The sequence below is a fragment of the Pantoea sp. BS_8 genome, from assembly GCF_041954965.1.
Lineage (GTDB): Bacteria > Pseudomonadota > Gammaproteobacteria > Enterobacterales > Enterobacteriaceae > Pantoea > Pantoea stewartii.
In genome coordinates this window covers 813,240-836,375 of record NZ_JAVAXU010000001.1, presented here as the reverse complement: position 1 = coordinate 836,375, position 23,136 = coordinate 813,240, and the positions used below count along the sequence as shown (strand labels likewise).

The window sequence follows — 23,136 nt, the reverse complement described above, 5'->3', positions numbered from 1 at the left end:
AGCCGTATTCAGACGGCAATGCGAAATTGTTGCACGCTTTCGGCCAGTCGTGAGGCCTGATGTTGTAAGGTATCGGCGGTGCGTACCTGCCGCGCCGTAAGCCCCTCGTTAGTATGCAGTTCCTTGTCCAGCGCCACCACTTCGGCGGCAATGCCAGACACGCGGCGACTTTGTGCTGTGGCGTTTTCCTCCAGTTCTTTTAACTGGGTGACCACGGCGCTGACCGACTGACTGATTTGGTAAAACAAGGCTTCCAGTGACTTCACCTTGTTGAATCCCTCAGAAATATGCAGCTGTGTATTGTTCACCAGCCCGTTAATTTGCTGTGCCGACTCGCCGCTTTTATTCGACAGGGTACCCATCTCTTTTGCCACGACGCTAAAGCTGCGTCCATAAACCCCTGCATGCGCTGATTCAATCGCCGCATTCAACGCCAGCAGACGCGTTTGCAGTGAAAGACCGTCCAGCAGCTCGACAATACCGGCGATTTCCCCTGAGGAATCGACGATGTGGCGCATCTGCACCTCCATTTCATCGACCTGACTGGCGCACTGCTGCATCAGTTCATCCGCGACATGTGCCTGCTGTGCGGCCTGTTGCGAAAACAGCGTACTGTTTTCAACCTCTTCCGAGACACGATGCAGGCGCTGTGAAATATGACTAAAGCTGCTGTTTTGCACCTTATAGTGCTCGCTTACCTGGTCATTGGTATGCTGCATTTCCCGCGCACCCTCCGCCACGCTGGCGGCTATGGTATTAATTTCTGCCACAATGGTGCGCAGCCCTTGCCGCATATCCGCCACCGCGTTAAACAATCCGGCGGTTTCTAACGATTGCAGACGAGGCGGTTGCGGGCAACTGACTAAGTCGCCAGTGGCGATAGCATGCAGCTGGCGGCTGGCCAGTCTTAAAGGAATAATCACGCCGCGCAGCAGCAAAACCCCACCTGTCAGCAACAGCGTAAACAGCAGCCCTGTGACCAGCAGCGACAGGTTACGGCTGGTGGTCAGCGTCTCCAGTGTCAGGTTGTTGACGGCAGAAAGCTGTTTGTTGGCCTGGGTGATTTCGTTAAACCAGGCGCTGTTAAACTGCTGCTGATAAGCCTGCATCGGCACCATAAAGAACGCATCGATATTATTGGCTTCCAGGCCTTTAAGCTGCTCTTCAAGGCCCTGGGTTAACATCATGAAACCCTGCTCAAGCTCCCCCTTGGGAACGGCATGGTACTGAGCAAACAGCTGTTCTGCATGCACGAGTGAGGATTTTGCGGTTTCCGCCAGGCTCTTCCAACTGTCCACCGATCCACTTTTCTGATCTTCCATCAGATAAATGCCTGCCCGGTGACTGTTATCGCTGGCCGTCAGCAGCTCTATGCGAGCGTGATCGAGCAGCGCCAGCCGGTCGCGCATGGCACTCGCCTGCGTCAGGTTCACTTTGGTATGGCTGACCTGCGCGGTCAGCAGAACAATCCCGATGGATTGCAGCAAACAAAACAGCACAACGAACAGCATAAAATTGCCGCGCAGGCTGGTAAGCCAGGTGGGCACCGGGGGCAGTTTGACGCGATAGCGACGCTTCAGACTGCGCAGGGATAACAACGTGAGAGGTGACATCATTCTACCCATCAAGTGAAAAAGCAGCAGTATTCTGGGCTTGTATGACGAGGTTGTGACAATATCGCCTGGCAGCGGGAAAAGAGGAGAAAGGTTGCGCCTAAGCGCAACTTTTAGCGTGTTTTATGCTGTAAATCGCGGATGTAGGGCAGGAGAAGCTGCGCCACGGCGGCAAAAACGGGGACGACAACGGAATTACCAAACTGTTTATACGCTTGCGTGTCGGAGACCGGAATGCGAAAAGGCTCACTGCCGGCATCATCGAAGCCCATGATGCGTGCGCATTCACGGGGCGTAAGACGACGGGGACGATGCGCCATATTGGTGGCATCAAGGAAATCACGCTCGCCTTTATCCGCGTCCCAGCCGCGATCGATCAAAATCTCAGAGCCATCTTTATAGTAGCGGGCAGACAGGGTGCGCACGCAGCACTGCAGATTGCGCGGATCGTTCAGACCAAAGCCAAAGCCATTTCCCAGCGCTTTATGCTTTTTGGCATACTGATACAGATAACGCCACAGCACCGGCGACAGGATGTACTTATCATCAGGTGCGGCTTCCAGCAAACTTTGCAGGCTGGGCACCTGGGCAGGGAAAAAGCGTTTGATGTCGCGCAGGGTAAAATTCTCGCAGCCGGCAATGTCCCGTCGAATGCCCACCAGCACAATACGCTCGCGGTGTTGAGGCAAGAAATGGCGGGCATCAATCACTTTCGGATCCGGTGCACTGGCATTGGCATCCGCGACGGCATAGCCCAGCTCATCCAGCGTGTCCATGATGATGGCAAAGGTCCGGCCTTTGTCATGGCTTTTTAGGTTCTTCACGTTCTCCAGCACGAAGAAGGGCGGTTTTTTGGCGGCAAGAATGCGTGCTACATCAAAAAACAGCGTACCCTGCGCCTGGCATTCGAACCCATGCGCCCGACCCAATGCATTCTTCTTACTGACGCCAGCCAGCGAAAAGGGCTGACAAGGAAAGCCTGCCAGCAGCACCTGATGATCGGGGATGGCTGCATCAATGGAGGAGTAGATCGCTGCTTCATCGTATAGCCCGGCAGGCTGCGTGACCTGGCGGATATCGGTATTGAAGTGGTGCTCAAGCGGATCGCTGTAATGGTTGGCCCGGTACGTGCGAATCGCCTCTTTATTCCACTCACTGGTAAAGACACATTTTCCACCAATGCGCTCAAATCCGCGACGAATCCCCCCGATGCCGGCGAACAGATCAACAAAACGAAACGCAGGTGCATCATAATGCGCAGGACGAGACGGCAATAAGCGCTCGAACAGATCCCGCTCCGCAGTGCTCAGTGCGGGCAGCGTGCTTTTACCTTGACGAATACGGTTGATGAGCGTCGCTGACCAGTGCGCAAAGCCGGCCTGATGCAGTCGGGCAACGATATCCCTGACGGAATAGATCGACAGGACCTGGTGTAACAGATTCAGTTCATCGGAATGCAGAGCTGCAGAAAGAAGAGGTTCAGCGGTTGCGACGGCGTGCATGCAAATATCCTTAACAGTGAAGCGCCTATGCTATCACTCCTTGCCCGATGAGGAAATCCGCCTGACGCGGCGGCGGTGGGCTGCAAAACACGCGAGTGGGAAAGTCAGGACAGGTAGCACCGGACGCGTGATTACCGTCCGGAAGGGCCAAAAAAATGGCCGCTTTTGTCCAGGTGGCTTTCGCTTTTCAGGACGGCGACTAAAGTTGAATGAGTAGCCTTTAAGGAGATGCTATGGCCGACGTTCACTCCAGCGAAACGCGCAGCAAAAACATGCGCGCTATTCGCCAGCAGGACACTGCGATTGAGCAACGCATCGCACTGTTGCTTAAAGATCGCGGATTCACTTACCGGGTTCAGGACAAAAACCTGCCAGGGCGGCCTGATTTTGTCCTGACCGCTCATCAGGCCATTATCTTTGTGCACGGCTGCTTCTGGCATCGTCATCACTGCTATTTGTTTAAGATACCCGCCACGCGCACCGAGTTCTGGACAGGCAAGATTAACAGCAACGTCGAACGAGACCATCGCTATGTACGGCAGTTACGTGAGAGCGGCTGGAAGGTTCTCATCATCTGGGAATGTGCACTGCGTGGCAAACTCCGTCTCGACGACGACGCGTTGCTTGAACGACTGGAAGAGTGGTTACTGGCGATGAATGACAGTGCTGAAATCGATCATCAGGGCATTCATCATTATCGTGAGCAGGAATGATCGGGCCTTGCTCATCAGTAACATAACATGTTAGATAGACGCTTTTCCGTGACCGGGAGACCGAGATGAGCAGCATAAAACTGACGGTTAAACGTCTCTACCAGATTCGTGATGAGCGCATGGTGAATACCAAAGCCACCGCCAGAATTTATGTGGGCGAAACGCTGGTGGCCACGGAAGAAATTACCGGCATGACGGAAAGCCCGGTCAGTAAATACCTGCATAGCGAAGGACTGGCTGGGCAAGCGGTGCGCGTCGAATGGGATTGTGAGGGCATCGCAGAGATGACGGTAACGGAAATCGAACGATGCCCATGTTGTCAACATAACGAACCGGAATAGTCACAACGCACGAATCGTGTGCCGTTGGGCTTCGTCGAGGATGAGGCTTCCACTGTTTGCGATGTAAGTCGTTGTCGATGACCGAATAAGGGACATATTTTGGCAGGAACCAGTTTATTAACGTTGCTGGATGATATCGCCACGCTGCTGGATGATATCTCTGTAATGGGCAAAGTCGCGGCAAAGAAGACGGCGGGCGTTCTGGGTGACGATCTGTCACTGAATGCGCAACAGGTCAGTGGCGTAAAAGCCAATCGCGAACTGCCGGTCGTGTGGGGCGTGGCCAAAGGCTCGTTTCTGAACAAGCTGATTTTGGTGCCGCTGGCGCTGATTATCTCGGCATTTGCGCCGTGGTTAATCACGCCGCTGTTGATGATTGGCGGCGCTTACCTTTGTTATGAAGGTGTCGAGAAAGTGCTGCACAGCCTGCAACACGACAAGCAGCAAAATTCACCAGAGGCCCGTCAGCAGCGTCTGGATAACCTGGCAAAGCAGGACCCGCGTGAATTTGAAAAGAAAAAGGTTAAAGGGGCTGTGCGCACCGATTTCATTTTGTCCGCCGAAATCGTCGCGATTACGCTGGGCATCGTTTCGGAAGCACCGCTGCTGAATCAGGTTCTGATCCTGGCGGGCATTGCCATTCTGGTCACGATTGGCGTTTACGGTATTGTGGCGGGCATCGTGAAAATCGATGATCTGGGATTCTGGTTAAAGCAAAAATCGTCACGGGTGGCCCAGTCAGTTGGTGCCGTGCTGCTGGCTGCGGCACCCTGGCTGATGAAAATATTAACCGTGGTGGGCACGCTGGCCATGTTCCTGGTGGGAGGGGGCATCATTGTTCACGGGATAACGCCTTTGCACCACTTTATTGAAAATGCTATCGCTCCGTTTAGCGGTCTGGTATCAGGGCTGCTGAGTAACGGCGCTAACCTGGTGATTGGTTTTATCATTGGGTCGATCGTGCTTTTAGTGGTTAACCTTATTGCCAAACTGCGTGGGTAATCGGTATAACAGCGCCTTCTTTTACGCGTTCTGGGGAGAAAACAATGAGCGACGATATGTTTGAATTCGATATAGATGCTCAGTTAGAGCAGGCCGAAGCCAAGGCAGAAAAAAAGGCGGCCGAAGTGCCTGACGACCTGAGTGACGAAGCGGATTGCGAAGGCTGCAAAATCTGATTCATCCTCCCTCTGAAGCGGATAGCCTCTTATCCGCTTTATTCCTTTCCAGGATAACCTTCTACTTTATTCTGAATTTGCCCTTTTTCTGCGCGCCTTAACAGCAGCAACTTTTTTACCATGCTATAAATAAATATTAAGAATTAATGTCAATGGATAAAGAGGGCGCAACATGGTTTTTGCAATCAGTGATGAAGTGCAGCATAAGGACGGCGGGCAAACGATGGTGGTGACCGGTCATGCCAGTGGCATGGTAGAGTGTCGCTGGTATGATGGTTATGCGGTCAGAAGCGAGGCGTTTCGGACAGACGAGCTCAGCCACACCCGTGAGTCACAACCGCAGTTAACGTCCTGATTGCAAATGACCGGGCCGGTGTTGTACACTTGGCCCGTCTGTCTTCCTTCCAGGCATCACGTCACGTAATAGCCTGTCTTCCACCTATGGCACGCTAGACGTTACCGTCATTATCCTCTTCTACCGCCTTGTAAATTCGTTGCAGAATATCCGGGAAGGCAGACTGAACCCGACTCCAGCTTGGGATAAACGGCTTGTCATTTGGGCGTTCTATAAAGGACTGACCCGCATCCAGGATAGCCTGGGTAAACATCTCGACCGCAGCCTCTTCCACGTGCTGATCGAATTTCAGTCCGTTCATGGCGGCCTCATGATTGTAGATTTCCATCATATCTAACGCGTTGCGATAGTAGGTGGCTTTCAGCACGCGGAAGGAGTCGCTGGTGAGCGGCACGCCCATGGTGGCAAGTTTACGTAAAAGCGACTGAACAATATCGTTGCTCATGCGCTTCAGGCCGCCTGTTCCGTCATCCTCTGCCAGCGGCTGATGCTTGTGGTCATAATTATCCGCAATCTCAACCTGGCACGACTGGCGTGTGGTGTAATTGCGATAGATCTCGGAGAGCACGCCAATCTCCAGGCCCCAGTCACCCGGAATTTTAATCCCGTTAAGGACATGAGTACGCATGGCGAACTCGCCGGAGAGCGGGTAACGGAAACTGGAGAGGTAATCAAGGTACTCCGAGTGACCATACACTTTTTGCAGGGAACGCAGCAGCGGCCCGACTAATAAACGGCCCACGCGACCATTGAGTTTGCCGTCGGCGACACGCGCATAAAATCCTTTACAAAACTCATACTGAAACGCGGGATTCGCCAGCGGATAAAGCAGACGTGCCAGCATACCGCGCTCATAGGTAACAATATCGCAATCGTGAAGCGCGACACAGCTGGTGCGGTCGGAGGCCAGCGTATAGCCGGTGCAGAACCAGACGTTACGCCCTTTGCCCGGATTCGTCGGCGACAAACCTTCTTTGTCCAGTTCCGCGTCGATCGCCTTCAGGCGGGGACCATCATTCCATAAGATCCGATGGCGCTGCGGCAGGCGAGAAAAGAACTCGCGGGCATGGAGGAACTGATCGCGATCGGCCCGGTCAAGGCCGATGACAATTTCATTCAGATACGGCACTTTCGCCAGTTCATCGACGATTTTGCTCAGTGCCGGTCCTTCCAGCTCAGAAAACAGGGAGGGCAGAATTAACCCCATTTTGCGTTTACGCGCAAAACGCACCATCTCTTTTTCCAGCGATTCGACGCTGCGGTGCGTGAGATTATGAAAGTTAGTAATTACGCCATTCTGAAAGAAATCACTCATTGCATCATCCTTATGGGGTTGCCCGAGGAACCACAGCCGTTCATGGCTGCGTTAAAAAATGGTCCAGACCTTCGCGCCAGCCTTCAGGGCCGTGATGCGTTGTATGATAAACCTGCCCATCATTACGCGTTAACGTGACAGGGGTTTTGCTGAAGCCTTTAATCACGATGGCATAATCGACCGCATCGAGCATAGGTGCATCGTTAGGGCCATCACCCAGTCCAATCGTGATCAAATCCTGATGGCTGTAATGCGACAGTAATTTATGCAGGGCATGGCCTTTTCCGCTTCGGGCCGGCATCACGTGCCAGAAGCGGCCGCCCTGGGTAAGCGTCAAATGGTAGTCAGCCAGCGCATGGCGAAAACGGTCTAACGCCTCGTCAGTATCGCGCCAGACGATAACTTCGGAGGCATCGCGCTGGCGGGCGAGCGCGGCCTCGGCTTCCGGTAAACCTGTCATTGCCGACACGTCGCTGTCGCTAAAATCCTGAAAGCCGCTAAAGCGGAACTGCTGTTTCATCGCGCTAAGAATCCGACAGATGGCGACGTAGTTCAGCTTATCGTCAGGGATACGAACGGGTTTGTCCTCGTGGAAGTAGAGAACCGCGCCGTTTTCGGCGATAAACGGCGTACCGCTAATCCCGATTTTTCGTTGCAGCGGCAGAATTTCCGCCGCCGTCTTGCTGGAGCAAATCACCACAGGAACCTGATGCTGGCTGAAGGTCTCCAGCCATGTTGTGGCGGCATCCCAGTTGTAGTCGTGGTGGTCAAGCAGCGATCCATCGAGGTCGGTCACGATCATCAGCGATTCATTCAGGTTGGGCATCCAGGTCTCCTCCACACGGCTCACGTTAGCCACGGCATCTGTTTAGTGTAGTTGAGTCCTGAAAAGGCCCGAGGTTCCGTACTCATGCAGACAGAACCAGGAGGATTCTTAAAACCCGATAGGACAAAAAGCGGGAGCGGTCAGAATGTGCACGACGCATGGCGCGCGCGCTGCGGCTTGCGTAGGCAGGAGGAGGGCAGGAGCAGAATAAGATGAGCGAAACGTGCATCGCAGAAGCTTGTTTTCATTACCGGAACAGCTACTCTGAGAAAGCAGTATGTCTTCCCTGGTGTAACGATTTGAATACTTGCCTGGCCTGTGCCGGGTATTTTTTTGCCTGCTATTCCGCCCGGCGAGCGATCCCGCTAGCGATTGATCTCACTGTAGCGGCAATCGTGAATGTCCATCTCACACTGCTCCGCAGGTTCACGGCACGGGGCTGTCGGCCCGCCAGCATTTTTTTCAGTCTGCGCAACCTGAGGCGAAAAATAGTCCTGTACCTGTCCTGCCGTGTCACGCTGGATGGCATGAAGAAGCGCATCCATTTCACTGTCCCGATCACTTTGGTTTTCATCTGAAGCGAGAAAATGCGTCATAGTCTGCCTCCAAAGAGCAACGTGAATACTGAGTATAGAACGGCGGGCTGACAGCAGGGAAGGGTAAAAAAAAGCCCGCGCTGCGCGGGCAAAATAATCCTTGTTACTTTGGGTGTGTTGTTTTCCTGGGGTAGGAAAGCAACGCAATGAAGTGTAACGATTCTCGTGTTAAACGTCCGGCTGTGAAGTGTCAGGAAAACGAAAAAAACCCTGACTCAGATTTACCTGACTTTTCCTGTAACCCTTCAGAAAACGGCTATATTGGTAAGCAAAACGGTTTTTCTCAGTACCTAAAGGAATGGTTATGGACTTACTTCGAATTCTTATTGCTATTTTACTTCCACCACTGGGCGTTTTCCTGCAGGTCGGTTTTGGCGGCGCGTTCTGGCTGAACATTTTACTGACCTTGTGCGGCTACATTCCCGGCATCGTCCATGCCGTGTGGGTGATTGCCCGCCGTTAATGCCTGCATTCGTCCTACGCTTCCATTACACTGTTATCAGGAACGTTTCTGGAGAGTAACAGATGAAGGTAGACGATCGCGTAAGCGTTAAAACCGACGGTGGACCCCGGCGAATCGGTACGATCCTGGCGGTAGAACCTTTTAACGAAGGGACGATGTTTTTGGTGGCGCTGGACGATTACCCGCAGGGGATCTGGTTTTTTAACGAGAATAATCACCGGGACGGCGTTTTTGTCGAGCCCTGGGTTCCCGCCTGATTATCGGTCAGTCTGATGAAAACGCCCGCGATGTCTGAGGATGTCGCGGGCGTTTACTTTTATCTGTCCTGTCACGCATGTCACAGGACAGGGGCGTTTGCTTGGGTCAGAACGTTTCCCAGTTTTCATGACCAGAGGTAGTGGCTACCGGACGTAGCACGGGTGAGCTCGCTTTCGGTGCCACGTCTTTAACATCGGGAGTTTTCGCGACCGGTGTGTCGACTAAGCGAAATGCGGAAACCGCTTTCGTCAGTTTACCCGCCTGATCTTCCAGTGATGCCGCCGCCGCTGAGGCTTCTTCAACCAGCGAGGCGTTCTGCTGGGTCACGTTATCCATTTCCGTTACCGCCTGGCTCACCTGCTGAATACCGCGGCTTTGTTCATCCGAGGCGGCAGCAATCTCAGACATGATATCGGTCACGCGACGCACCGCTTCGACAATTTCACCCATCGTACTGCCGGCCTCGCCAACCTGATGCGAGCCACTGCTGACTAACTTCACAGACTCGGCAATCAGGGATTCAATTTCCTTCGCGGCCTGGGCGCTGCGTTGTGCCAGACTACGGACTTCACTCGCAACAACCGCAAAGCCACGTCCTTGCTCCCCTGCGCGCGCCGCTTCGACGGCGGCGTTCAGCGCCAGAATATTGGTCTGGAAAGCGATGCTGTTAATCACATTGGTGATCTCAGCAATTTTCTTCGAGCTGCCAGAAATATCGTTCATGGTTTTCACTACACCACTGACCATGTCGCCACCGTTGCGTGCTTTATCTGATGCATCGGCTGCGAGTTGGCTGGCATGGTGCGCGTTATCGGCGTTCTGTTTCACCGTCGCCGTTAACTGCTCCATGCTGGCTGCGGTCTGCTCAAGGGCGGCGGCTTGCTGCTCCGTCCGCGAGGAGAGGTCGGTGTTACCGGCTGAAATTTCACTGGAGCCTTGATAAATGGCGATAGCGCCTTCACGCACCGTACCGACCGTTTTGACTAACGATTCCTGCATGCGCTGCAGATTATCCAGCAGTAAGCCGATTTCGTTACGACCGTGCGGTACTGAAGGGGCGGTTAAGTCACCCTGAGCGATACGCTCGATATGGGCAACCGATTTGCGTAAAGGCGTGATCACGACCCGACGGAGAAAAACAAAGGTCAGCAGCACCAGCACCAGCGCAGCCACAAACGCACCACCCATGGAAATAAAACCAATACGTGACTGTTCGGCAGCCTTGGCGTTAATGAAATCAGAACGGATATCCCGAAGTTTGATCGCCTTGACCAGCACAGCGTTATAAGCGTTATCCAGTTTACGCGTGGTGTCGGTTTCCTGGGCAATGATGCTTTCGAAACTGCCCTGTTTACCGGCATCAATCATCGGCTTCAGGCCTTTTTGAACATACTCTTTGAAGCGAGTAGTGAGCTCTTCGTCCAGCCTGACGTCTTCGGGGGTTTTATTCTTGCGGTTCAGGTAGACGTTGAGGCCATTTTCAGCCTGCTTAATACGCTCATCCGTTGCGGCAAGGTTGGCATTGAAATCATCCATCTCACCAATACGCGCGGCCGCACCGGCCTGGATGATATTCAGTCGGGCAGAGCGGAGGTTTGAGGAGCTGTCGATCAGACCGTTGCGGACCTGAATTTCCTCAGTCGCATCTTTCAACGACTGATTACTCAGGATGAGGAAGTAGCTGGAAATGCCTATACAGAGTGCGAACAAAAATAATATCCCGCCGAAAATCAAACTAAACAGCGGGACCAGTCTGAGATTTTGCCAAAAACTGACGTTGTGATGTCCTTCATTAATCAGCGTTGTGTTCATTTCCTTGCTCTCTTAAGGGGGCCTGATGAAAAAAACATCGGCAGGAGCAGGAAAAGGTTTATGCTGAAAATTGAGATCTTGATCGCTAATCACTAAAAAAAACCGGCCTTTTGGGCCAGTTCTGTGAGGCGGCAAACTATCTTACGTTAACGTAAATACCAGAGGTCACGTTATCGGTTAAGCGCACGACATGGTAAATAACCTGCTTGTTGTGCGTTTTAATTTTCCGCTTAATGTTTCCTTTATGGGAAGAGACCGTCTTCGCTTTAATTTGCATTTTGTCGGATATCTGAATGGTATCATGACCCGACATCCACATTTTCAGCATATTTGACTCAGTCTGGCTCAACGTCAGAGGGTGAACGTCCAGCCCTGAGGAAATACGCGGAGACATGTTAAGTTTCTTTTGCAAATACGTGCTAAGGAGAGAATCCAGCGTTGAAGGTTTAATGGCTTTCGACGTAATAATTAAATTTTTTCGGACATACAGATATTCTTCAAAATGAATATTACTGATGGCCATAAAAATAAAAAACAGTGTTTCGGGATGCTGATTAATAATGCTGCGAATGCGCTCGCTTGAGTCGGTTTCGTGAATGAAACAGTCTTCATTAATAAACACAACACCTGGTTTCAACTGCTCACATCTTTGCTGTAATTGCTCAATATCGGAGACAGAAGTAATATTTTTCTTCTTCACTCCTTTAGAAGACATATAGTCCGATAATCCCAGGCGTGTGTAGTTGCAGGAATCCATAATAATCGTTGGCATGTTAGCGACCCTCACCAATTTGTTATCCGTTTAAATCAACGATGAATTACGCGTTGCGGTACGAGAAGATTTCCAAAGCGCTTTTTTTTATTCTGCTGATGCAGCGTGGCAACGGGCAAACGCCCGTAAAAGTCTTCTTCCTTGACCCGTTCTGCAAAATTTTTTCTTACTCTGGCCCCACACCTGGCGTCGAATCCACATCGGGTATTGATGTAAAGTCGTACCGGCGCGAAACACCGTTTTTGGGAGCAATGTCACTATCGCTGAAAACCCAGAGTTTTCTGATAGGACAAGTCTTAAAAACATTTGTTTCACGAAAGTGTAAGGTTGAAGAGTGAGTTGACAATGCCGGAAAAAACATTTTCTGACAAGAAAAATCACACAATATTTTTTCTTGTTTAATTTCAATGCATTGCCGATTTTATCACCAAAACAACCCTGTCGATGACTCTGTGTACCGCCCGACTAAAATACGCGATGCGCGGTTTAATAAGAATTATTTTAAGACTTATCGCACATTTATCAGAATATCCTTAGTTGATTTCTGGAAAATATGGTTTGAAAAATGCCCGGATAGTTGTGAATTTCTTAAGTATGGAAAAGGAAAAATAGTTAGATACTTAATGTTCAGGAGGGGGACAGTTCGGTGAGGAACTGGGCCAGAAGATCAAATATTTCGCCGAACAGGTGCTCACAGAACGGGGCGAGAAGGGGCATCAGCAGGCTGATCGTCAAAATGCCGACTGATAAGGTAATCGGGAAGCCGATCGCGAAGATTGATAACTGTGGTGAAAGACGGTTTAACAAACCCAGGACCATGTTTAGTGTGAGTAGCAGAACGATCAAGGGTAACGCTAACATCATGCCATTAAGGAAAATCATGCCGCCTGATTTTGCCAGCGCCATAAAAGCATTAGCTTCAAGTGGTGTTCCACCTACAGGAAGTGTATGAAAACTGTCCGCCAACAGTGAGATAAGCCACAAATGACCGTTGAAGGATAAAAACAGTAACATGGCCAGCATGTCGAGAAAACGCGCAAGGACCGGCATATTAAGCCGACTGGCGGGATCAAAAAACGTCGCAAATGACAGACCCATTTGCAAACCAATCAGTTCACCGGCCGCCCGGACAGCTGCAAAGGCAAACTGCATCGTAAAACCAATGGCGATACCAATCAGCATTTGCTGAATCAGCAGCATGAAACCGGCCGGCGAAAACAGGGTGACGTTCACCGGCGGTAACAGCGGGACCAGCAGCCAGGTGATCATGGCCGCCAGGCCGATTTTCACCCGTTTGCTGATGGCGCGCTCACTCAATACCGGCGCTGTCGCAATCAGCGCCAGAATGCGCACCATCGGCCAGAAAAACTGGCTTATCCAGTGAACAAGCTGGCTGCTGTCGAGCGTAATCATCAGCCGATGATATAGGGCAGGTTAGAAAAAACGGTGCGGATATAATCCAGCAAGACGTTTAACATCCAGGGACCGGCAACGACGCCCGTGGCCGCCACCGCAATAATCTTAGGAATGAAAGACAGCGTTTGTTCATTAATCTGGGTCGCTGCCTGTAGCAAGCTCACCAGTAAACCGCTGACCAGGGCGGCCAGCAGCATCGGAGCGGCCAGCAGCAACGCGACGCGCATCGCCTCCTGGCCCATTACCATTACCGATTCAGGTGTCATGAATATCTCCTGTGCCACTCACAAGATCAGGAATAGAAACTTTGTGCCAGCGATCCAACCAGCAACTGCCAGCCATCCACCAGAACAAATAACATTAATTTAAAGGGCAGGGCGATGGTTGCCGGCGGCACCATCATCATACCCAGCGCCATTAATACGCTGGCCACGACAAGGTCAATAATTAAAAAAGGAATAAAGACGGTAAATCCAATCTGGAAGGCGGTCTTTAATTCACTGGTCACATAAGCAGGTAATAAAATACGCATCGGCACGGCTTCCGGCCCGACAATGGGAGGCGTATTTGCCAGACGGGCAAATAACGCTAAGTCAGCTTCACGCGTTTGACGCAGCATAAATTCACGCAGGGGTTGTGCGCCTTTATCAATGGCCACATCCATACTGATTTTATCCTGACTGAAAGGCAGATAGGCATCCTGATAAATTTTATCAAAGGTAGGTGCCATAATAAAAAAAGTTAAAAAGAGCGTCAGGCCAAGTAATACCTGATTGGGCGGCGCAGAGGGCGTGCCCAGCGCATTACGCAGCAGACCAAAAACAATAATGATGCGGGTGAAGCTGGTCATCATTAACAGAATGGCCGGCAGAAACGTCAACGAGGTAATAAATACCAGCGTTTGTACCGGAAGTGACCAGCTCTGGCCACCATTGGCTAATGGCTGGCTTACCAGGCCTGGTAACTGGGCGTGAGCAACCGGTGCCAGCAACAGCAGCGGCAGAAGAGGGAGCAGTCGACGCATCATGGGTTTTTTCCGGGACGTTTAACCAGATTCTGTAATAACTGACGAAAATCCTGCGGTGCTGCCTTTTCCGCGGTGTCTACATCGGGTGAACCCGGTGGCAACGTATGCAGGTGGGTAATTTGCTGTGCCGTTACGCCCAGTACCAGACGGGCATCTGGCGTATCAACGATGACGACGCGCTCGCGCTGACCGACCTGGACACTGGCCGTGAGCGTCAGCTCACGGCTGCCGACTTTTTTCGGCGCAAAGCCCATACGACGGGCCAGCCAGGCGCATGCCAGAATCAACAGGATAATAACAACCAGAACACCACTTACCTGAGTCAGTACAGAGCCCGCTGAGATGGCGGGCGTCTGCGGCGTAGCCGGTTGGACAGTATGATTCTGGTTATTCATATTAACGGCTCAGACGGCGCATACGTTCTGAAGGCGTAATGATGTCGGTGATACGCACACCATATTTGTCGTTAACGACCACGACTTCACCCTGCGCAATCAGGTAACCGTTAATCAGGATATCCAGCGGCTCGCCTGCGAGACCATCCAGTGAGACCACAGAACCCTGTGTCAGACGCAGCAGTTCTTTGATGGTCATCTTGGTGCGGCCCAGTTCCACAGTCAGTTTTACCGGGATATCCATAATCAGGTCAATATCCTGCAATGAGCCTGAAGTGTTGCTGCTTTCAAACGATTTGAAAACGTCATCACTCTGTGAGGTGCTGGCACCAGAGCCCACCTGCTCATTCATTGCTTCAGCCCACAGATCGTCCGCAGAGATGGTGTCATCGGACGGTTTCTTGCTGTCAGTCATGGGGCTGTTCCTCGTTAAGCGAATTCAAAATCGGGTTAATCAAATGTTCTACACGCAGCGCATACTGACCGTTAAGTGTACCGTACTGGCTGGTTAAAACAGGCACACCGTCCACGTGGGCAATAATGCGCTCGGGTTTTTCAATCGGCAGGACATCGCCGGGTTTCAGCTGCAACACGCGTGACAGACGCAACGACGTTTCAGCAAAATGGGCAATCAGTTCCAGTTCAGAATGCTGAACCTGCTTCACCAGATTGTCCCGCCAGTGTGTATCTTCTGACCGCGAGTTTTCCAGCGGCGGATTCACCAGCATTTCACGCAAAGGTTCAATCATCGAAAACGGAATACAGATGTTGAACTCACCGACAAGGTTGCCAATCTCGACCTGGAACGGCGTGTTGACGACGATATCGTTAGGCGATGTGGTGATGTTGGTGAACTTCACCTGCATTTCCGAACGGACGTACTCGACATCCAGAGGATAAATCGCTTTCCACGCATCGCTGTAGCCATCAAGCGCCAGTTTCAGCATACGACGAATGACGCGTTGCTCGGTATGCGTGAACTCACGTCCTTCTACTTTAGTCGGAAAACGCCCATCTCCGCCAAAAAGGTTATCAACGGCAATAAATACAAGGCTCGGTGAAAACACGACCAGAGCCGTGCCGCGCAGCGGCTTCAGGTGGATCAGGTTCAGGTTCGTTGGCACCGGCAGGTTGCGGGCAAACTCATGGTATGGCTGAATCTTGATCGCGCCCACGCTAATATCCGGGCTACGGCGCAGCAGGTTAAACAGCGCCATACGGAAATGACGGGCAAAACGCTCGTTAATAATTTCCAGCGCCTGTAAACGCTCGCGCACCACGCGGCGCTGGGTATTGGGATCATAAGGGCGAATATCGCCCTCTGGCCCGTTTTGTTTCTTTTCTTCTTCCGCGCTGCCACTGTCGCCGTTTAATAGCGCGTCAATTTCAGCCTGGGAGAGAATGCTGTCGCCCATTGATTCACCTCAAAATGAAGGCGGTAAACAGTACGTCGTCTACGACCTGCGGAGGTTGACCTTTCACCAGCGGTGGTGCCAGCGCCTGTTTGATTTGCTCAACAAGCGCTTGCTTTCCTTGCTCTGTCGCCAGCGCAGCAGCGCTCTGGCGAGAAAGCAGCAGTAACAGACGACTGCGAACCTCAGGCAGATAGTCACTCATCCGACGACGCGTTTCTTCATCCGGCAGACGCAGAGTAAACCCTACGTACAGTACACGGTCTGGATCGTTGTCGGGATTGACCAGGTTAACCGTAAATGTATCAAGTGCAAAAAAGACCGGGGCGGGAGGCGGTTCAACTTTCGCGGCCTCCGGCTTATCGCCCTCATGTTTATTCATTATTCGCCAGACTGCATAGCCTGCCACGCTGCAAGCGGCCAGCGTTACGATCAGCAACACTGGAATCAGGATTTTACGTTTGCGACCTTTAGCTTTCGCGTTATCAGACATTTTAGCAGTTACTTCCTGTGAATTATGGGCGAGCCTCTCGGCTCACCTGAACAGATTATCGCGTGTCTTAAGTCAAACAATGGCAAGAAAAGACACGGGTTTTACGCTTACCTTCAGCGTTTGTCGCTGTCAGGCAAAGGTGTCGACGGCGCCCTTACCGTTTAACCGGGCCTGAAGAGCCTGCGGTACGGCAATCGGCGTGATGTCGTTATCACTGTCCTGGGTCAGAGAGAAGCTGCCGTGCTGTCCGTCGCGACGCGCCTCCTGCTGATGCTGGAAGCTTTGCCCTTGCGCGAAACTGTCACTGCTGACCTGACTCTCACCCAGGTTAATACCATTTTCAGCCAGCGCAGTGCGCAGCTGAGGAAGCGCGGCTTCCAGTGCAGCCCTGACATGGCTGTGACCTGAAACCATATTTAACTGTGCCTGATCGTTATTCAGTTTCAGGCTGATCTGGATCGCACCGAGATCTTCTGGATGCAGGCGTAACTCCGCATTCTGCTGGCCGTTACGACTGAACATCACAATTTGTTGACTCAGGGCCTGCTGCCATTCATTGCTACCCAGGTGGGCATTCAGCATCGGCGTAGACGGCGTGTTTATCGACGCAGAGGCCGTGAAGGGTTGCATAACGCTGCTGACGCTGGTTATCGGCGCGGCAATCATCGTCTGATTATCGCTGGCTGCAGCGTTTATCGGACGCTCATCCTGCTTGTTGACGCTGCTCAGTATCTGCTGAAAACTGGCGTCTGTCGTCAACTGTGCCGGTGTCGATGCGGTTTGCGTCGTGGCTGCGGGCGTTACCCCACGGCTGGCCTGGTCAACGTTACTGGCCAGGCGACCGCCATCCTGCACCTTGCTGTTTTTCGCGTCTTTGTCATCACCGCTCAGAGCCGTGGTCACCGCCTGCGTCAGTGCCGATAAGGCCGAACGCGGTCCGGCATCGCGTTGCATATCCACGTCACGCGTCGTCGTGCTGTCTTTCACGGCCTGTTGCAAGCCGGTTGCCGGTAACATGGCAAACAGCGCCTGAATATTTTGCATATCGCTGCTGTTCAGCGCGGCCTCTTTCGCGTCACCCTTATCATCGGCTGATTTTGTACCGGCTTTAATATTTTCCGGTTTAAACAGCGCACTGAGTGCAGTCGGGTTTTCCAGCGAAGAGATCAATGCATTCAACGACGTGGCAACCTTGCTGTCGTCATCAGCGACACTATTTTTTTCTGCTGCAACCGTGGTTTTACTGTGCAGTTTCGCCAGGGAAAGCAACTGATTTCCCAGCGTAGTGATAAAGTCCTTCGGTAGCGCCTCGCCACCGCTCAGCAGATCGGTTGTCCCCGATGTTTCAGCGGTGCCGGTTGTTTTCGTTGTCAACGCAATGTTTGGCAGCGTAATCATTCGCCTTTCCTCAGTGCAGCCCGTTGGGCAAATTCATCCATCCGTTTCTGGTCGAGACGGTTTTCTTGTCGTAATGCATTTTCTTCTGCCCGGGTAATCAGCGTCTGATAGGCATTGAGGCGTTGTTGTTTTTCACGCCAGTTAACCAGTGCCTGTTCAAGCCGTTGATTCCATTGCTGCAACTGACTGCGGTGTTGCTCAATGGCTTTTTCCAGCGTCTGAATGAACTGGTGATAGTTCGTCCAGCGGTTGCTGGCAATACCGCTGGACATGTCGCTGTTCAGCTTGTTGCGGTATTCATCCTGATAGTCAAGCAACATACTGAGCTGCTCGTTTGCAGCCTGCTGGCCACGCCGCATATCGCCTAACAGCACGGCGGCGCGTTCAAGATCCTGTTCCGCCAGGTCACGCAAAGTGTCAATGGCATTGACTGTTTTCATTACGATGTCCTCATATCAAACGCGCGAATTAACCGAACAATGCATGTAAATGCAGGCAGGCATCGTCGTACTCACTGCGCTCAAAAATGCCTTGTTGCAGGAAGGCTTCCATCTGCGGATAAAGCTGAATGGCTTTGTCCAGCATCGGATCGCTACCGGCGGCATAGGCACCGACGCTGACCAGATCCCGGTTGCGCTGGAAACTCGAGAGCAACTGTTTGAACTGGCGCACGCGTGCATAATGGTTTTCATCAATCAGTGACGTCATGGCACGACTGATTGAGGCTTCAATATCAATCGCCGGATAATGGCCGGCTTCGGCCAGACGACGTGACAGCACAATGTGGCCGTCAAGAATGGCACGCGCAGAGTCAGCAATCGGGTCCTGCTGATCGTCGCCTTCGGTCAGCACGGTATAAAACGCCGTGATCGAGCCGCCGCCATCGATGCCGTTACCCGCGCGTTCAACCAGGGCGGGCAGTTTGGCAAATACGGAAGGTGGATAACCTTTGGTGGCCGGCGGCTCACCAATCGCCAGCGCGATTTCACGTTGCGCCATGGCATAACGTGTCAGCGAATCCATGATTAATAAAACATGTTTACCGCGATCGCGGAAATCTTCCGCAATGCGCGTGGCGTAAGCGGCACCCTGCAGACGCAGTAGCGGTGAGACATCTGCCGGCGCGGCGATGACGACCGAACGGGCGCGGCCTTCAGCACCTAAGATGTTTTCAATAAAGTCTTTAACTTCACGGCCACGTTCACCGATTAAGCCCACCACGATCACATCGGCCTGGGTATAGCGCGCCATCATGCCGAGCAGCACACTTTTACCCACGCCTGATCCGGCGAACAAGCCCATACGTTGTCCCCGGCCAACGGTGAGCAGGGCGTTAATCGCCCGAACGCCGGTGTCCAGCACATCGGTAATAGGGGTGCGCTGTAAAGGGTTAAACGGCGGTGTGTTCAATGGGGCACGGTAGCCCGTTTCCGGGGAAGGCAAGCCATCCAGTGGGCGGCCGCTGCCATCAAGCACCCGGCCTAACAGCTGTGGCCCCAGCAGCAGCTGTTTACCTGAATGAGGGTTATCGCCGGTGGTACGGGCATAAACGCGCGCGCCGGGCAGAATGCCGTCCACTTCTTCCAGCGGCATCATCAACAGTTTCTGACCGTTGAAGCCCACGACTTCGCTTTCAATTTCGCTAATCGTTTTACCGTCATTACGTTCAATCACACAGGTCGAACCGAGCGGCAACTGCAGGCCGGTTGCTTCGAGAACCAGGCCGGTGGCACGCGTCAGCCGTCCATAGCGACGAACAGGTTGCACCTGCGCAATACGACTTTCGAAGGCATCAAGCGAGCCCAGCCAGCGGTTCAGACGAGTGGTCATTAAAACTCTCCAGGTGCGGCAAGACGGCACAGTTCCTGCCAGCGGGTTGCCACGCTCGCGTCAAGATCGCCGTCTTCGGCACTGAGCTTGCAGCCGCCGGGGTGCAGCGTATTGTCAGCCAGTAAACGCCAGCCGTGCAGATCAAGCGTTGGCCCCAGTGTTTGTTCAATCCTCAGCAGGTCATCAGGATGCACCCGAAGCTGCGGCTTACCGCTAAACATGGGCTCCTGCTGCAGTAAGCCCTGAATCTGGCGCAGCAACGCACTGCCATCCACCGTGGTGGCCTGACCAATCACCGAACGCGCGGCTTCCAGAGCCAGCTGCATCAGGCGGGCAGCAATGACGCTGTCCAGCGATTCCAGCGTATTTTGAAATTCCGTCACCAGCTGCTGCATTCGCGCCTGTAAGGGAGCCTGCTGTTGCTGCGCATCAGCAAGGCCTTGCTGAAAGCCCGCGTCATAGCCGGCTTTCTGACCTTCATTAAACCCCTGCTGATGGCCTTCGCTGTAGCCTTGACCGTGGGCTTCTTTACGCAACTGCTGCTGCATCTGCTCAAACTGCTGTTGCTGTTCGTCTTCTTCTGATTCGAAGAATTCGATTTCGGGTTCAGTCTGAATCGTCGCGGGCTCTTCAGGACGCCCCAGTTCTACAGGCTGCCACAGTTGCCAGGGGCGGGCGGAAAATGCATCAGACATAGGTTTCCTCGCCGCCACCGATTACCATCTCGCCGGACTCTGCCAGACGACGCACCACCAGCAGGATCGCTTTCTGTTCGTTCTCTACTGCAGACATACGTACCGGACCACGGTTGGCCAGATCGTCGCGCAGGATATCGGCCGCACGGGCTGACATGTTTTTGAGGAACTTCTCGCGCAGCGGCTGCTCGGCACCTTTCAGGGCGATCAGCAACTGCTCGGATTCCACTTCCTGCAACAGACGCTGGATACTGCGGTCGTCCACTTCCACCAGGTTTTCGAACAGGAACATCTCGTCGATAATTTTCTGTGCCAGTTCGCCATCGAAGTCGCGTACCGCTTCGATAACCGCTTCTTCCTGCTGCGTTTTCATCAGGTTGATAATTTCGGCCGCCGTTCTCACGCCGCCCATCTTCGCACGCTTGAGGTTGGTACCGTCGAGCAGGCTGTTCAGGACTTCGGTCAGTTCTGCCAGCGCTGCCGGCTGCACACCACCGAAGGTAGCAATACGCAGCATGACGTCATGACGCAGGCGCTCATCAAACAAGGCCAGAATATCGGCAGCCTGACCCCGTTTCAGGTGGACCAGGATAGTCGCGATGATCTGTGGATGCTCGTCGCGAATCAGATCGGCTGCGGCCTGCGGTTCCATGAAGTTGAGCGTTTCCATACCACTAGTGGTATCGCGGGTTTCAAGGATATCTTCCAGCAGGCTTGACGCACGCTCTTCACCCAACGCCCGGGTCAGCACGGAGCGCAGGTAATCGTTCGAGTTGAGGCTCAGCGCCGCGAACTGCTCGGCATCGCCTTCAAACTCACGCAGCACTTCGGTCAGTTGCTTATGCGAGACCTGACGCATGCTGGCCATCGCGGCACTCAGATGCTGAACCTCACGTTGGTTCAGGTGCTTAAAGACTTCCGCCGCGCGTTCTTCACCAATGGTCATCATCAGAATGGCGCTTTTTTCAGTACCGGTCAGACTCATAGTTCGTTACTCATCCATTCGCGAATCACCAGCGCAACAACGCGCGGATCGTTTTCAGACATGTCGCGGATACGCTGGCTCATGACTTCAGCGCTCATGCGGTTATTAGATTTACGTTCCTGCTCAAGTTCATCTTTGCTGAGCTGGACGCTGTAAGCTTCCTGATCGTTCTGCTGAGCAGCACGGGCAGCCTGAGCTTCTGCAGCGGCCTGCTCTGCGGCTTTCTTACGCAGAACATGCGGACGCACCATTTTGCGATACAGGATGAACGCCACCAGCGCAACCAACAGCCATTTACCTGCATTAATCAGCTGATCAAAGAACGACTGCTGTTGCCAGAAGGGCAGTTCAGTTGATACAGGCTCGGTGGTATTAAACTGCGAGTTCACCACGTTGACAGTGTCGCCACGTGTCTGTGAATAGCCCATGGCTTCGCGCGTCAGGTCTTCAATCTGCTTCAGCTGCTGCTCATTCAGCGCAATCGCTTTGCCTTTATCGTCTTCGCGATAGTTCACCACCACGGCAACAGACAGGCGCTGCACGTCACCCACATTCATCTTGGTATGACGAATGGTACGATCCAGCTCATAGTTCACCGTATCATCACGGCGCGAGTTGGTCGGTACACTGCTGGTAGAGGCTGTGCTGGTCCGTTGACCATTGGCCGCATTGTTCTGACCATTGGCATTCTGGCCATTGGCCGTATTGATCGGGGCCGTATTGGCTGGCGCAGGCTGGTTAGACAGTGCGCCCGGTACGCCGCCCGGATAAGGGCTGCCCGTCTGCTCGCTGGTGCTGGTCTGCTGAGAGCGAATAGACGCGTTTTTCGGATCGCCGTTCGGCTGGTACTTCTCATCCGTCTGTTCACTGGTATCGAAGTTAATCTGTGCCGTTACCTGCGCATGGACATTGCCCTGGCCCAGAATCGGGTTAAGGATCGCTTCGATACGTTGCTGGTAACGCGCTTCGACTTCGGCGGCATATTTCAGCTGTGCATCGTTCAGATCACGGCCTACTGCGTCAGAACGGGTTAACAGATGACCGCTCTGATCGACCACGGTCACGTTCCCCGGCGGTAAACCGGCCACGCTGCTGGAAACCATGTGCGTGATGGCCTGAATCTGACCTTCATCCAGCGCACGGCCCGGCTGCAGAGTTAACGTCACAGACGCGGAGGGCGCTTTTTGCTCACGTACGAAAAGGGTTGGTTTAGGCATCGCCAGATGGACGCGCGCCGTTTTCACCGGCCCCAGAGATTCGATAGTACGTGCCAGCTCGCCTTCCAGTGCGCGCTGGTAGTTCACCTGCTCGCTGAACTGGCTGATACCGAACTTTTCTTTATCCAGCAGTTCAAAACCGACGTTGCCACCTTTTGGCAGACCCTGTTCAGCCAGACGCAGGCGCAGCTCATGCACCTTATCTTCCGGCACCATTAATGCACCGCCGTTATCCGCGAAACGATAAGGGACATTCATTTGCGTCAACTGCGTGACAATGGCACCCCCGTCCTCATTGGACAGGTTGCTGAACAATACGCTGTAGTTCGGTGTTTTGGCCCAGAGCACCAACGCAAAAACCACAGCGATAGCGGCTGCGGCTGCGACGATTAACGGAATACGTGGATTGGCACGCAGGCGAGCGAGAAGGTCACCAAAGCCTTTCGTTTCTTCATTTTGTGTGGCGGCTGCACTCGCATTCATGACCGATTCCTGCCTGACGTAATTGACCGGGTTAGTTGTGA

Annotated in this window: 27 protein-coding genes; 7 read left to right on the top strand and 20 right to left on the bottom strand. The window is 53.0% G+C overall.

Annotated elements, in window-relative coordinates; all coding sequences use genetic code 11:
• Nucleotides 1–8 precede the first annotated feature (8 nt).
• A complete protein-coding gene (locus RAC65_RS03870) occupies nt 9–1,625 on the bottom strand; it encodes a methyl-accepting chemotaxis protein (RefSeq protein WP_375096372.1) in 1,617 nt (538 codons plus the stop codon).
• Between the two features lie 101 nt (nt 1,626–1,726).
• A complete protein-coding gene (dcm, locus tag RAC65_RS03865) occupies nt 1,727–3,115 on the bottom strand; it encodes a DNA (cytosine-5-)-methyltransferase (protein ID WP_375096371.1) in 1,389 nt (462 codons plus the stop codon).
• A gap of 233 nt (nt 3,116–3,348) precedes the next feature.
• Between dcm and RAC65_RS03860 the strand changes: the two genes are divergently transcribed.
• The 5 genes from RAC65_RS03860 to RAC65_RS03840 all read left to right on the top strand — a co-directional run bounded on the left by RAC65_RS03860 (nt 3,349) and on the right by RAC65_RS03840 (nt 5,702).
• Nucleotides 3,349–3,828: a very short patch repair endonuclease gene (locus RAC65_RS03860; protein WP_058701674.1), complete on the top strand. Its 480-nt coding sequence runs from the start codon at nt 3,349–3,351 to the stop codon at nt 3,826–3,828.
• Nucleotides 3,829–3,893: 65 nt separating this feature from the next.
• Entirely contained in the window at nt 3,894–4,169 is a 276-nt protein-coding gene (locus tag RAC65_RS03855; protein WP_006119595.1) for a hypothetical protein, read from the top strand.
• A 99-nt stretch (nt 4,170–4,268) separates the two neighbouring features.
• Nucleotides 4,269–5,171 carry a DUF808 domain-containing protein gene (locus RAC65_RS03850; protein WP_054633597.1) on the top strand — a complete coding sequence of 301 codons (903 nt, stop codon included), beginning with the start codon at nt 4,269–4,271 and terminating at the stop codon, nt 5,169–5,171.
• Nucleotides 5,172–5,215: 44 nt separating this feature from the next.
• Nucleotides 5,216–5,347 (top strand): hypothetical protein, encoded by a 132-nt coding sequence (locus tag RAC65_RS03845; RefSeq protein ID WP_006119592.1) that lies wholly within the window; start codon nt 5,216–5,218, stop codon nt 5,345–5,347.
• A 172-nt stretch (nt 5,348–5,519) separates the two neighbouring features.
• Complete coding sequence (locus RAC65_RS03840) at nt 5,520–5,702, top strand: YodC family protein (protein ID WP_033742091.1); 183 nt, start codon at nt 5,520–5,522, stop codon at nt 5,700–5,702.
• A 94-nt stretch (nt 5,703–5,796) separates the two neighbouring features.
• Here the strand turns inward: RAC65_RS03840 and RAC65_RS03835 are convergent, their stop codons facing one another.
• From RAC65_RS03835 to RAC65_RS03825, 3 genes are all read right to left on the bottom strand, one after another.
• Nucleotides 5,797–7,017: a glycosyl transferase gene (locus RAC65_RS03835; protein ID WP_033742089.1), complete on the bottom strand. Its 1,221-nt coding sequence runs from the start codon at nt 7,015–7,017 to the stop codon at nt 5,797–5,799.
• Nucleotides 7,018–7,057: 40 nt separating this feature from the next.
• Nucleotides 7,058–7,843, bottom strand: a complete 786-nt coding sequence (locus RAC65_RS03830) for a mannosyl-3-phosphoglycerate phosphatase-related protein (RefSeq protein WP_205953275.1) — start codon at nt 7,841–7,843, stop codon at nt 7,058–7,060.
• A 365-nt stretch (nt 7,844–8,208) separates the two neighbouring features.
• Complete coding sequence (locus RAC65_RS03825) at nt 8,209–8,439, bottom strand: DUF2525 domain-containing protein (RefSeq protein ID WP_162286973.1); 231 nt, start codon at nt 8,437–8,439, stop codon at nt 8,209–8,211.
• Between the two features lie 304 nt (nt 8,440–8,743).
• On the opposite strand from RAC65_RS03825, the gene RAC65_RS03820 reads away from it, so the two are divergent.
• Both RAC65_RS03820 and dsrB read left to right on the top strand, forming a co-directional pair.
• Nucleotides 8,744–8,902, top strand: coding sequence for a YqaE/Pmp3 family membrane protein (locus RAC65_RS03820; RefSeq protein ID WP_006119587.1), 159 nt, complete (start codon nt 8,744–8,746; stop codon nt 8,900–8,902).
• A 62-nt stretch (nt 8,903–8,964) separates the two neighbouring features.
• Complete coding sequence (gene dsrB, locus RAC65_RS03815; RefSeq protein ID WP_006119586.1) at nt 8,965–9,159, top strand: protein DsrB; 195 nt, start codon at nt 8,965–8,967, stop codon at nt 9,157–9,159.
• A 106-nt stretch (nt 9,160–9,265) separates the two neighbouring features.
• Here the strand turns inward: dsrB and RAC65_RS03810 are convergent, their stop codons facing one another.
• The 15 genes from RAC65_RS03810 to fliF form a co-directional block, all read right to left on the bottom strand.
• Entirely contained in the window at nt 9,266–10,972 is a 1,707-nt protein-coding gene (locus RAC65_RS03810) for a methyl-accepting chemotaxis protein (protein WP_039338285.1), read from the bottom strand.
• A 136-nt stretch (nt 10,973–11,108) separates the two neighbouring features.
• Nucleotides 11,109–11,744 carry a transcriptional regulator RcsA gene (rcsA, locus tag RAC65_RS03805; RefSeq protein WP_006119584.1) on the bottom strand — a complete coding sequence of 212 codons (636 nt, stop codon included), beginning with the start codon at nt 11,742–11,744 and terminating at the stop codon, nt 11,109–11,111.
• 627 nt (nt 11,745–12,371) lie between these two features.
• On the bottom strand, nt 12,372–13,157 hold the full coding sequence (fliR, locus tag RAC65_RS03800; RefSeq protein ID WP_006119583.1) for a flagellar biosynthetic protein FliR: 786 nt from the start codon (nt 13,155–13,157) through the stop codon (nt 12,372–12,374).
• Nucleotides 13,157–13,426 (bottom strand): flagellar biosynthesis protein FliQ, encoded by a 270-nt coding sequence (fliQ, locus tag RAC65_RS03795; RefSeq protein WP_033742083.1) that lies wholly within the window; start codon nt 13,424–13,426, stop codon nt 13,157–13,159. The genes fliR and fliQ overlap by 1 nt, the downstream gene beginning before the upstream one ends.
• Before the next feature lie 26 nt (nt 13,427–13,452).
• The gene (gene fliP, locus RAC65_RS03790; RefSeq protein ID WP_033742230.1) at nt 13,453–14,184 is read right to left on the bottom strand and encodes a flagellar type III secretion system pore protein FliP; all 732 of its coding nucleotides are present in this window, start codon (nt 14,182–14,184) and stop codon (nt 13,453–13,455) included.
• Complete coding sequence (fliO, locus tag RAC65_RS03785) at nt 14,184–14,582, bottom strand: flagellar biosynthetic protein FliO (protein ID WP_033742082.1); 399 nt, start codon at nt 14,580–14,582, stop codon at nt 14,184–14,186. The genes fliP and fliO overlap by 1 nt, the downstream gene beginning before the upstream one ends.
• A 1-nt stretch (nt 14,583) precedes the next feature.
• Nucleotides 14,584–14,997 carry a flagellar motor switch protein FliN gene (fliN, locus tag RAC65_RS03780; protein ID WP_006119577.1) on the bottom strand — a complete coding sequence of 138 codons (414 nt, stop codon included), beginning with the start codon at nt 14,995–14,997 and terminating at the stop codon, nt 14,584–14,586.
• Nucleotides 14,990–15,997 (bottom strand): flagellar motor switch protein FliM, encoded by a 1,008-nt coding sequence (gene fliM / locus RAC65_RS03775; RefSeq protein ID WP_006119575.1) that lies wholly within the window; start codon nt 15,995–15,997, stop codon nt 14,990–14,992. The genes fliN and fliM overlap by 8 nt, the downstream gene beginning before the upstream one ends.
• A 4-nt stretch (nt 15,998–16,001) precedes the next feature.
• On the bottom strand, nt 16,002–16,487 hold the full coding sequence (gene fliL, locus RAC65_RS03770) for a flagellar basal body-associated protein FliL (RefSeq protein ID WP_033742081.1): 486 nt from the start codon (nt 16,485–16,487) through the stop codon (nt 16,002–16,004).
• Between the two features lie 129 nt (nt 16,488–16,616).
• Nucleotides 16,617–17,885, bottom strand: coding sequence for a flagellar hook-length control protein FliK (locus tag RAC65_RS03765; RefSeq protein WP_375096370.1), 1,269 nt, complete (start codon nt 17,883–17,885; stop codon nt 16,617–16,619).
• Nucleotides 17,882–18,325, bottom strand: coding sequence for a flagellar export protein FliJ (gene fliJ, locus RAC65_RS03760; protein WP_033742078.1), 444 nt, complete (start codon nt 18,323–18,325; stop codon nt 17,882–17,884). The genes RAC65_RS03765 and fliJ overlap by 4 nt, the downstream gene beginning before the upstream one ends.
• A gap of 28 nt (nt 18,326–18,353) precedes the next feature.
• Nucleotides 18,354–19,715 carry a flagellar protein export ATPase FliI gene (fliI, locus tag RAC65_RS03755; RefSeq protein ID WP_033742076.1) on the bottom strand — a complete coding sequence of 454 codons (1,362 nt, stop codon included), beginning with the start codon at nt 19,713–19,715 and terminating at the stop codon, nt 18,354–18,356.
• A complete protein-coding gene (gene fliH / locus RAC65_RS03750; RefSeq protein ID WP_375096369.1) occupies nt 19,715–20,410 on the bottom strand; it encodes a flagellar assembly protein FliH in 696 nt (231 codons plus the stop codon). The genes fliI and fliH overlap by 1 nt, the downstream gene beginning before the upstream one ends.
• On the bottom strand, nt 20,403–21,395 hold the full coding sequence (gene fliG / locus RAC65_RS03745; RefSeq protein WP_006119564.1) for a flagellar motor switch protein FliG: 993 nt from the start codon (nt 21,393–21,395) through the stop codon (nt 20,403–20,405). Before fliG ends, fliH begins: the two co-directional genes overlap by 8 nt.
• A complete protein-coding gene (gene fliF, locus RAC65_RS03740; protein ID WP_375096368.1) occupies nt 21,392–23,095 on the bottom strand; it encodes a flagellar basal-body MS-ring/collar protein FliF in 1,704 nt (567 codons plus the stop codon). The genes fliG and fliF overlap by 4 nt, the downstream gene beginning before the upstream one ends.
• Between the last annotated feature and the right edge of the window lie 41 nt (nt 23,096–23,136).

Bases quoted from the DNA above. Each gene is read 5' to 3' on its own strand.
- RAC65_RS03870 (WP_375096372.1), bottom strand. From the start codon at position 1,625: ATGGGTAGAATGATGTCACCTCTCACGTTGTTATCCCTGCGCAGTCTG.
- dcm (WP_375096371.1), bottom strand. From the start codon at position 3,115: ATGCACGCCGTCGCAACCGCTGAACCTCTTCTTTCTGCAGCTCTGCAT.
- RAC65_RS03860 (WP_058701674.1), top strand. From the start codon at position 3,349: ATGGCCGACGTTCACTCCAGCGAAACGCGCAGCAAAAACATGCGCGCT.
- RAC65_RS03855 (WP_006119595.1), top strand. From the start codon at position 3,894: ATGAGCAGCATAAAACTGACGGTTAAACGTCTCTACCAGATTCGTGAT.
- RAC65_RS03845 (WP_006119592.1), top strand. From the start codon at position 5,216: ATGAGCGACGATATGTTTGAATTCGATATAGATGCTCAGTTAGAGCAG.
- RAC65_RS03840 (WP_033742091.1), top strand. From the start codon at position 5,520: ATGGTTTTTGCAATCAGTGATGAAGTGCAGCATAAGGACGGCGGGCAA.
- RAC65_RS03835 (WP_033742089.1), bottom strand. From the start codon at position 7,017: ATGAGTGATTTCTTTCAGAATGGCGTAATTACTAACTTTCATAATCTC.
- RAC65_RS03830 (WP_205953275.1), bottom strand. From the start codon at position 7,843: ATGCCCAACCTGAATGAATCGCTGATGATCGTGACCGACCTCGATGGA.
- RAC65_RS03825 (WP_162286973.1), bottom strand. From the start codon at position 8,439: ATGACGCATTTTCTCGCTTCAGATGAAAACCAAAGTGATCGGGACAGT.
- RAC65_RS03820 (WP_006119587.1), top strand. From the start codon at position 8,744: ATGGACTTACTTCGAATTCTTATTGCTATTTTACTTCCACCACTGGGC.
- dsrB (WP_006119586.1), top strand. From the start codon at position 8,965: ATGAAGGTAGACGATCGCGTAAGCGTTAAAACCGACGGTGGACCCCGG.
- RAC65_RS03810 (WP_039338285.1), bottom strand. From the start codon at position 10,972: ATGAACACAACGCTGATTAATGAAGGACATCACAACGTCAGTTTTTGG.
- rcsA (WP_006119584.1), bottom strand. From the start codon at position 11,744: ATGCCAACGATTATTATGGATTCCTGCAACTACACACGCCTGGGATTA.
- fliR (WP_006119583.1), bottom strand. From the start codon at position 13,157: ATGATTACGCTCGACAGCAGCCAGCTTGTTCACTGGATAAGCCAGTTT.
- fliQ (WP_033742083.1), bottom strand. From the start codon at position 13,426: ATGACACCTGAATCGGTAATGGTAATGGGCCAGGAGGCGATGCGCGTC.
- fliP (WP_033742230.1), bottom strand. From the start codon at position 14,184: ATGCGTCGACTGCTCCCTCTTCTGCCGCTGCTGTTGCTGGCACCGGTT.
- fliO (WP_033742082.1), bottom strand. From the start codon at position 14,582: ATGAATAACCAGAATCATACTGTCCAACCGGCTACGCCGCAGACGCCC.
- fliN (WP_006119577.1), bottom strand. From the start codon at position 14,997: ATGACTGACAGCAAGAAACCGTCCGATGACACCATCTCTGCGGACGAT.
- fliM (WP_006119575.1), bottom strand. From the start codon at position 15,997: ATGGGCGACAGCATTCTCTCCCAGGCTGAAATTGACGCGCTATTAAAC.
- fliL (WP_033742081.1), bottom strand. From the start codon at position 16,487: ATGTCTGATAACGCGAAAGCTAAAGGTCGCAAACGTAAAATCCTGATT.
- RAC65_RS03765 (WP_375096370.1), bottom strand. From the start codon at position 17,885: ATGATTACGCTGCCAAACATTGCGTTGACAACGAAAACAACCGGCACC.
- fliJ (WP_033742078.1), bottom strand. From the start codon at position 18,325: ATGAAAACAGTCAATGCCATTGACACTTTGCGTGACCTGGCGGAACAG.
- fliI (WP_033742076.1), bottom strand. From the start codon at position 19,715: ATGACCACTCGTCTGAACCGCTGGCTGGGCTCGCTTGATGCCTTCGAA.
- fliH (WP_375096369.1), bottom strand. From the start codon at position 20,410: ATGTCTGATGCATTTTCCGCCCGCCCCTGGCAACTGTGGCAGCCTGTA.
- fliG (WP_006119564.1), bottom strand. From the start codon at position 21,395: ATGAGTCTGACCGGTACTGAAAAAAGCGCCATTCTGATGATGACCATT.
- fliF (WP_375096368.1), bottom strand. From the start codon at position 23,095: ATGAATGCGAGTGCAGCCGCCACACAAAATGAAGAAACGAAAGGCTTT.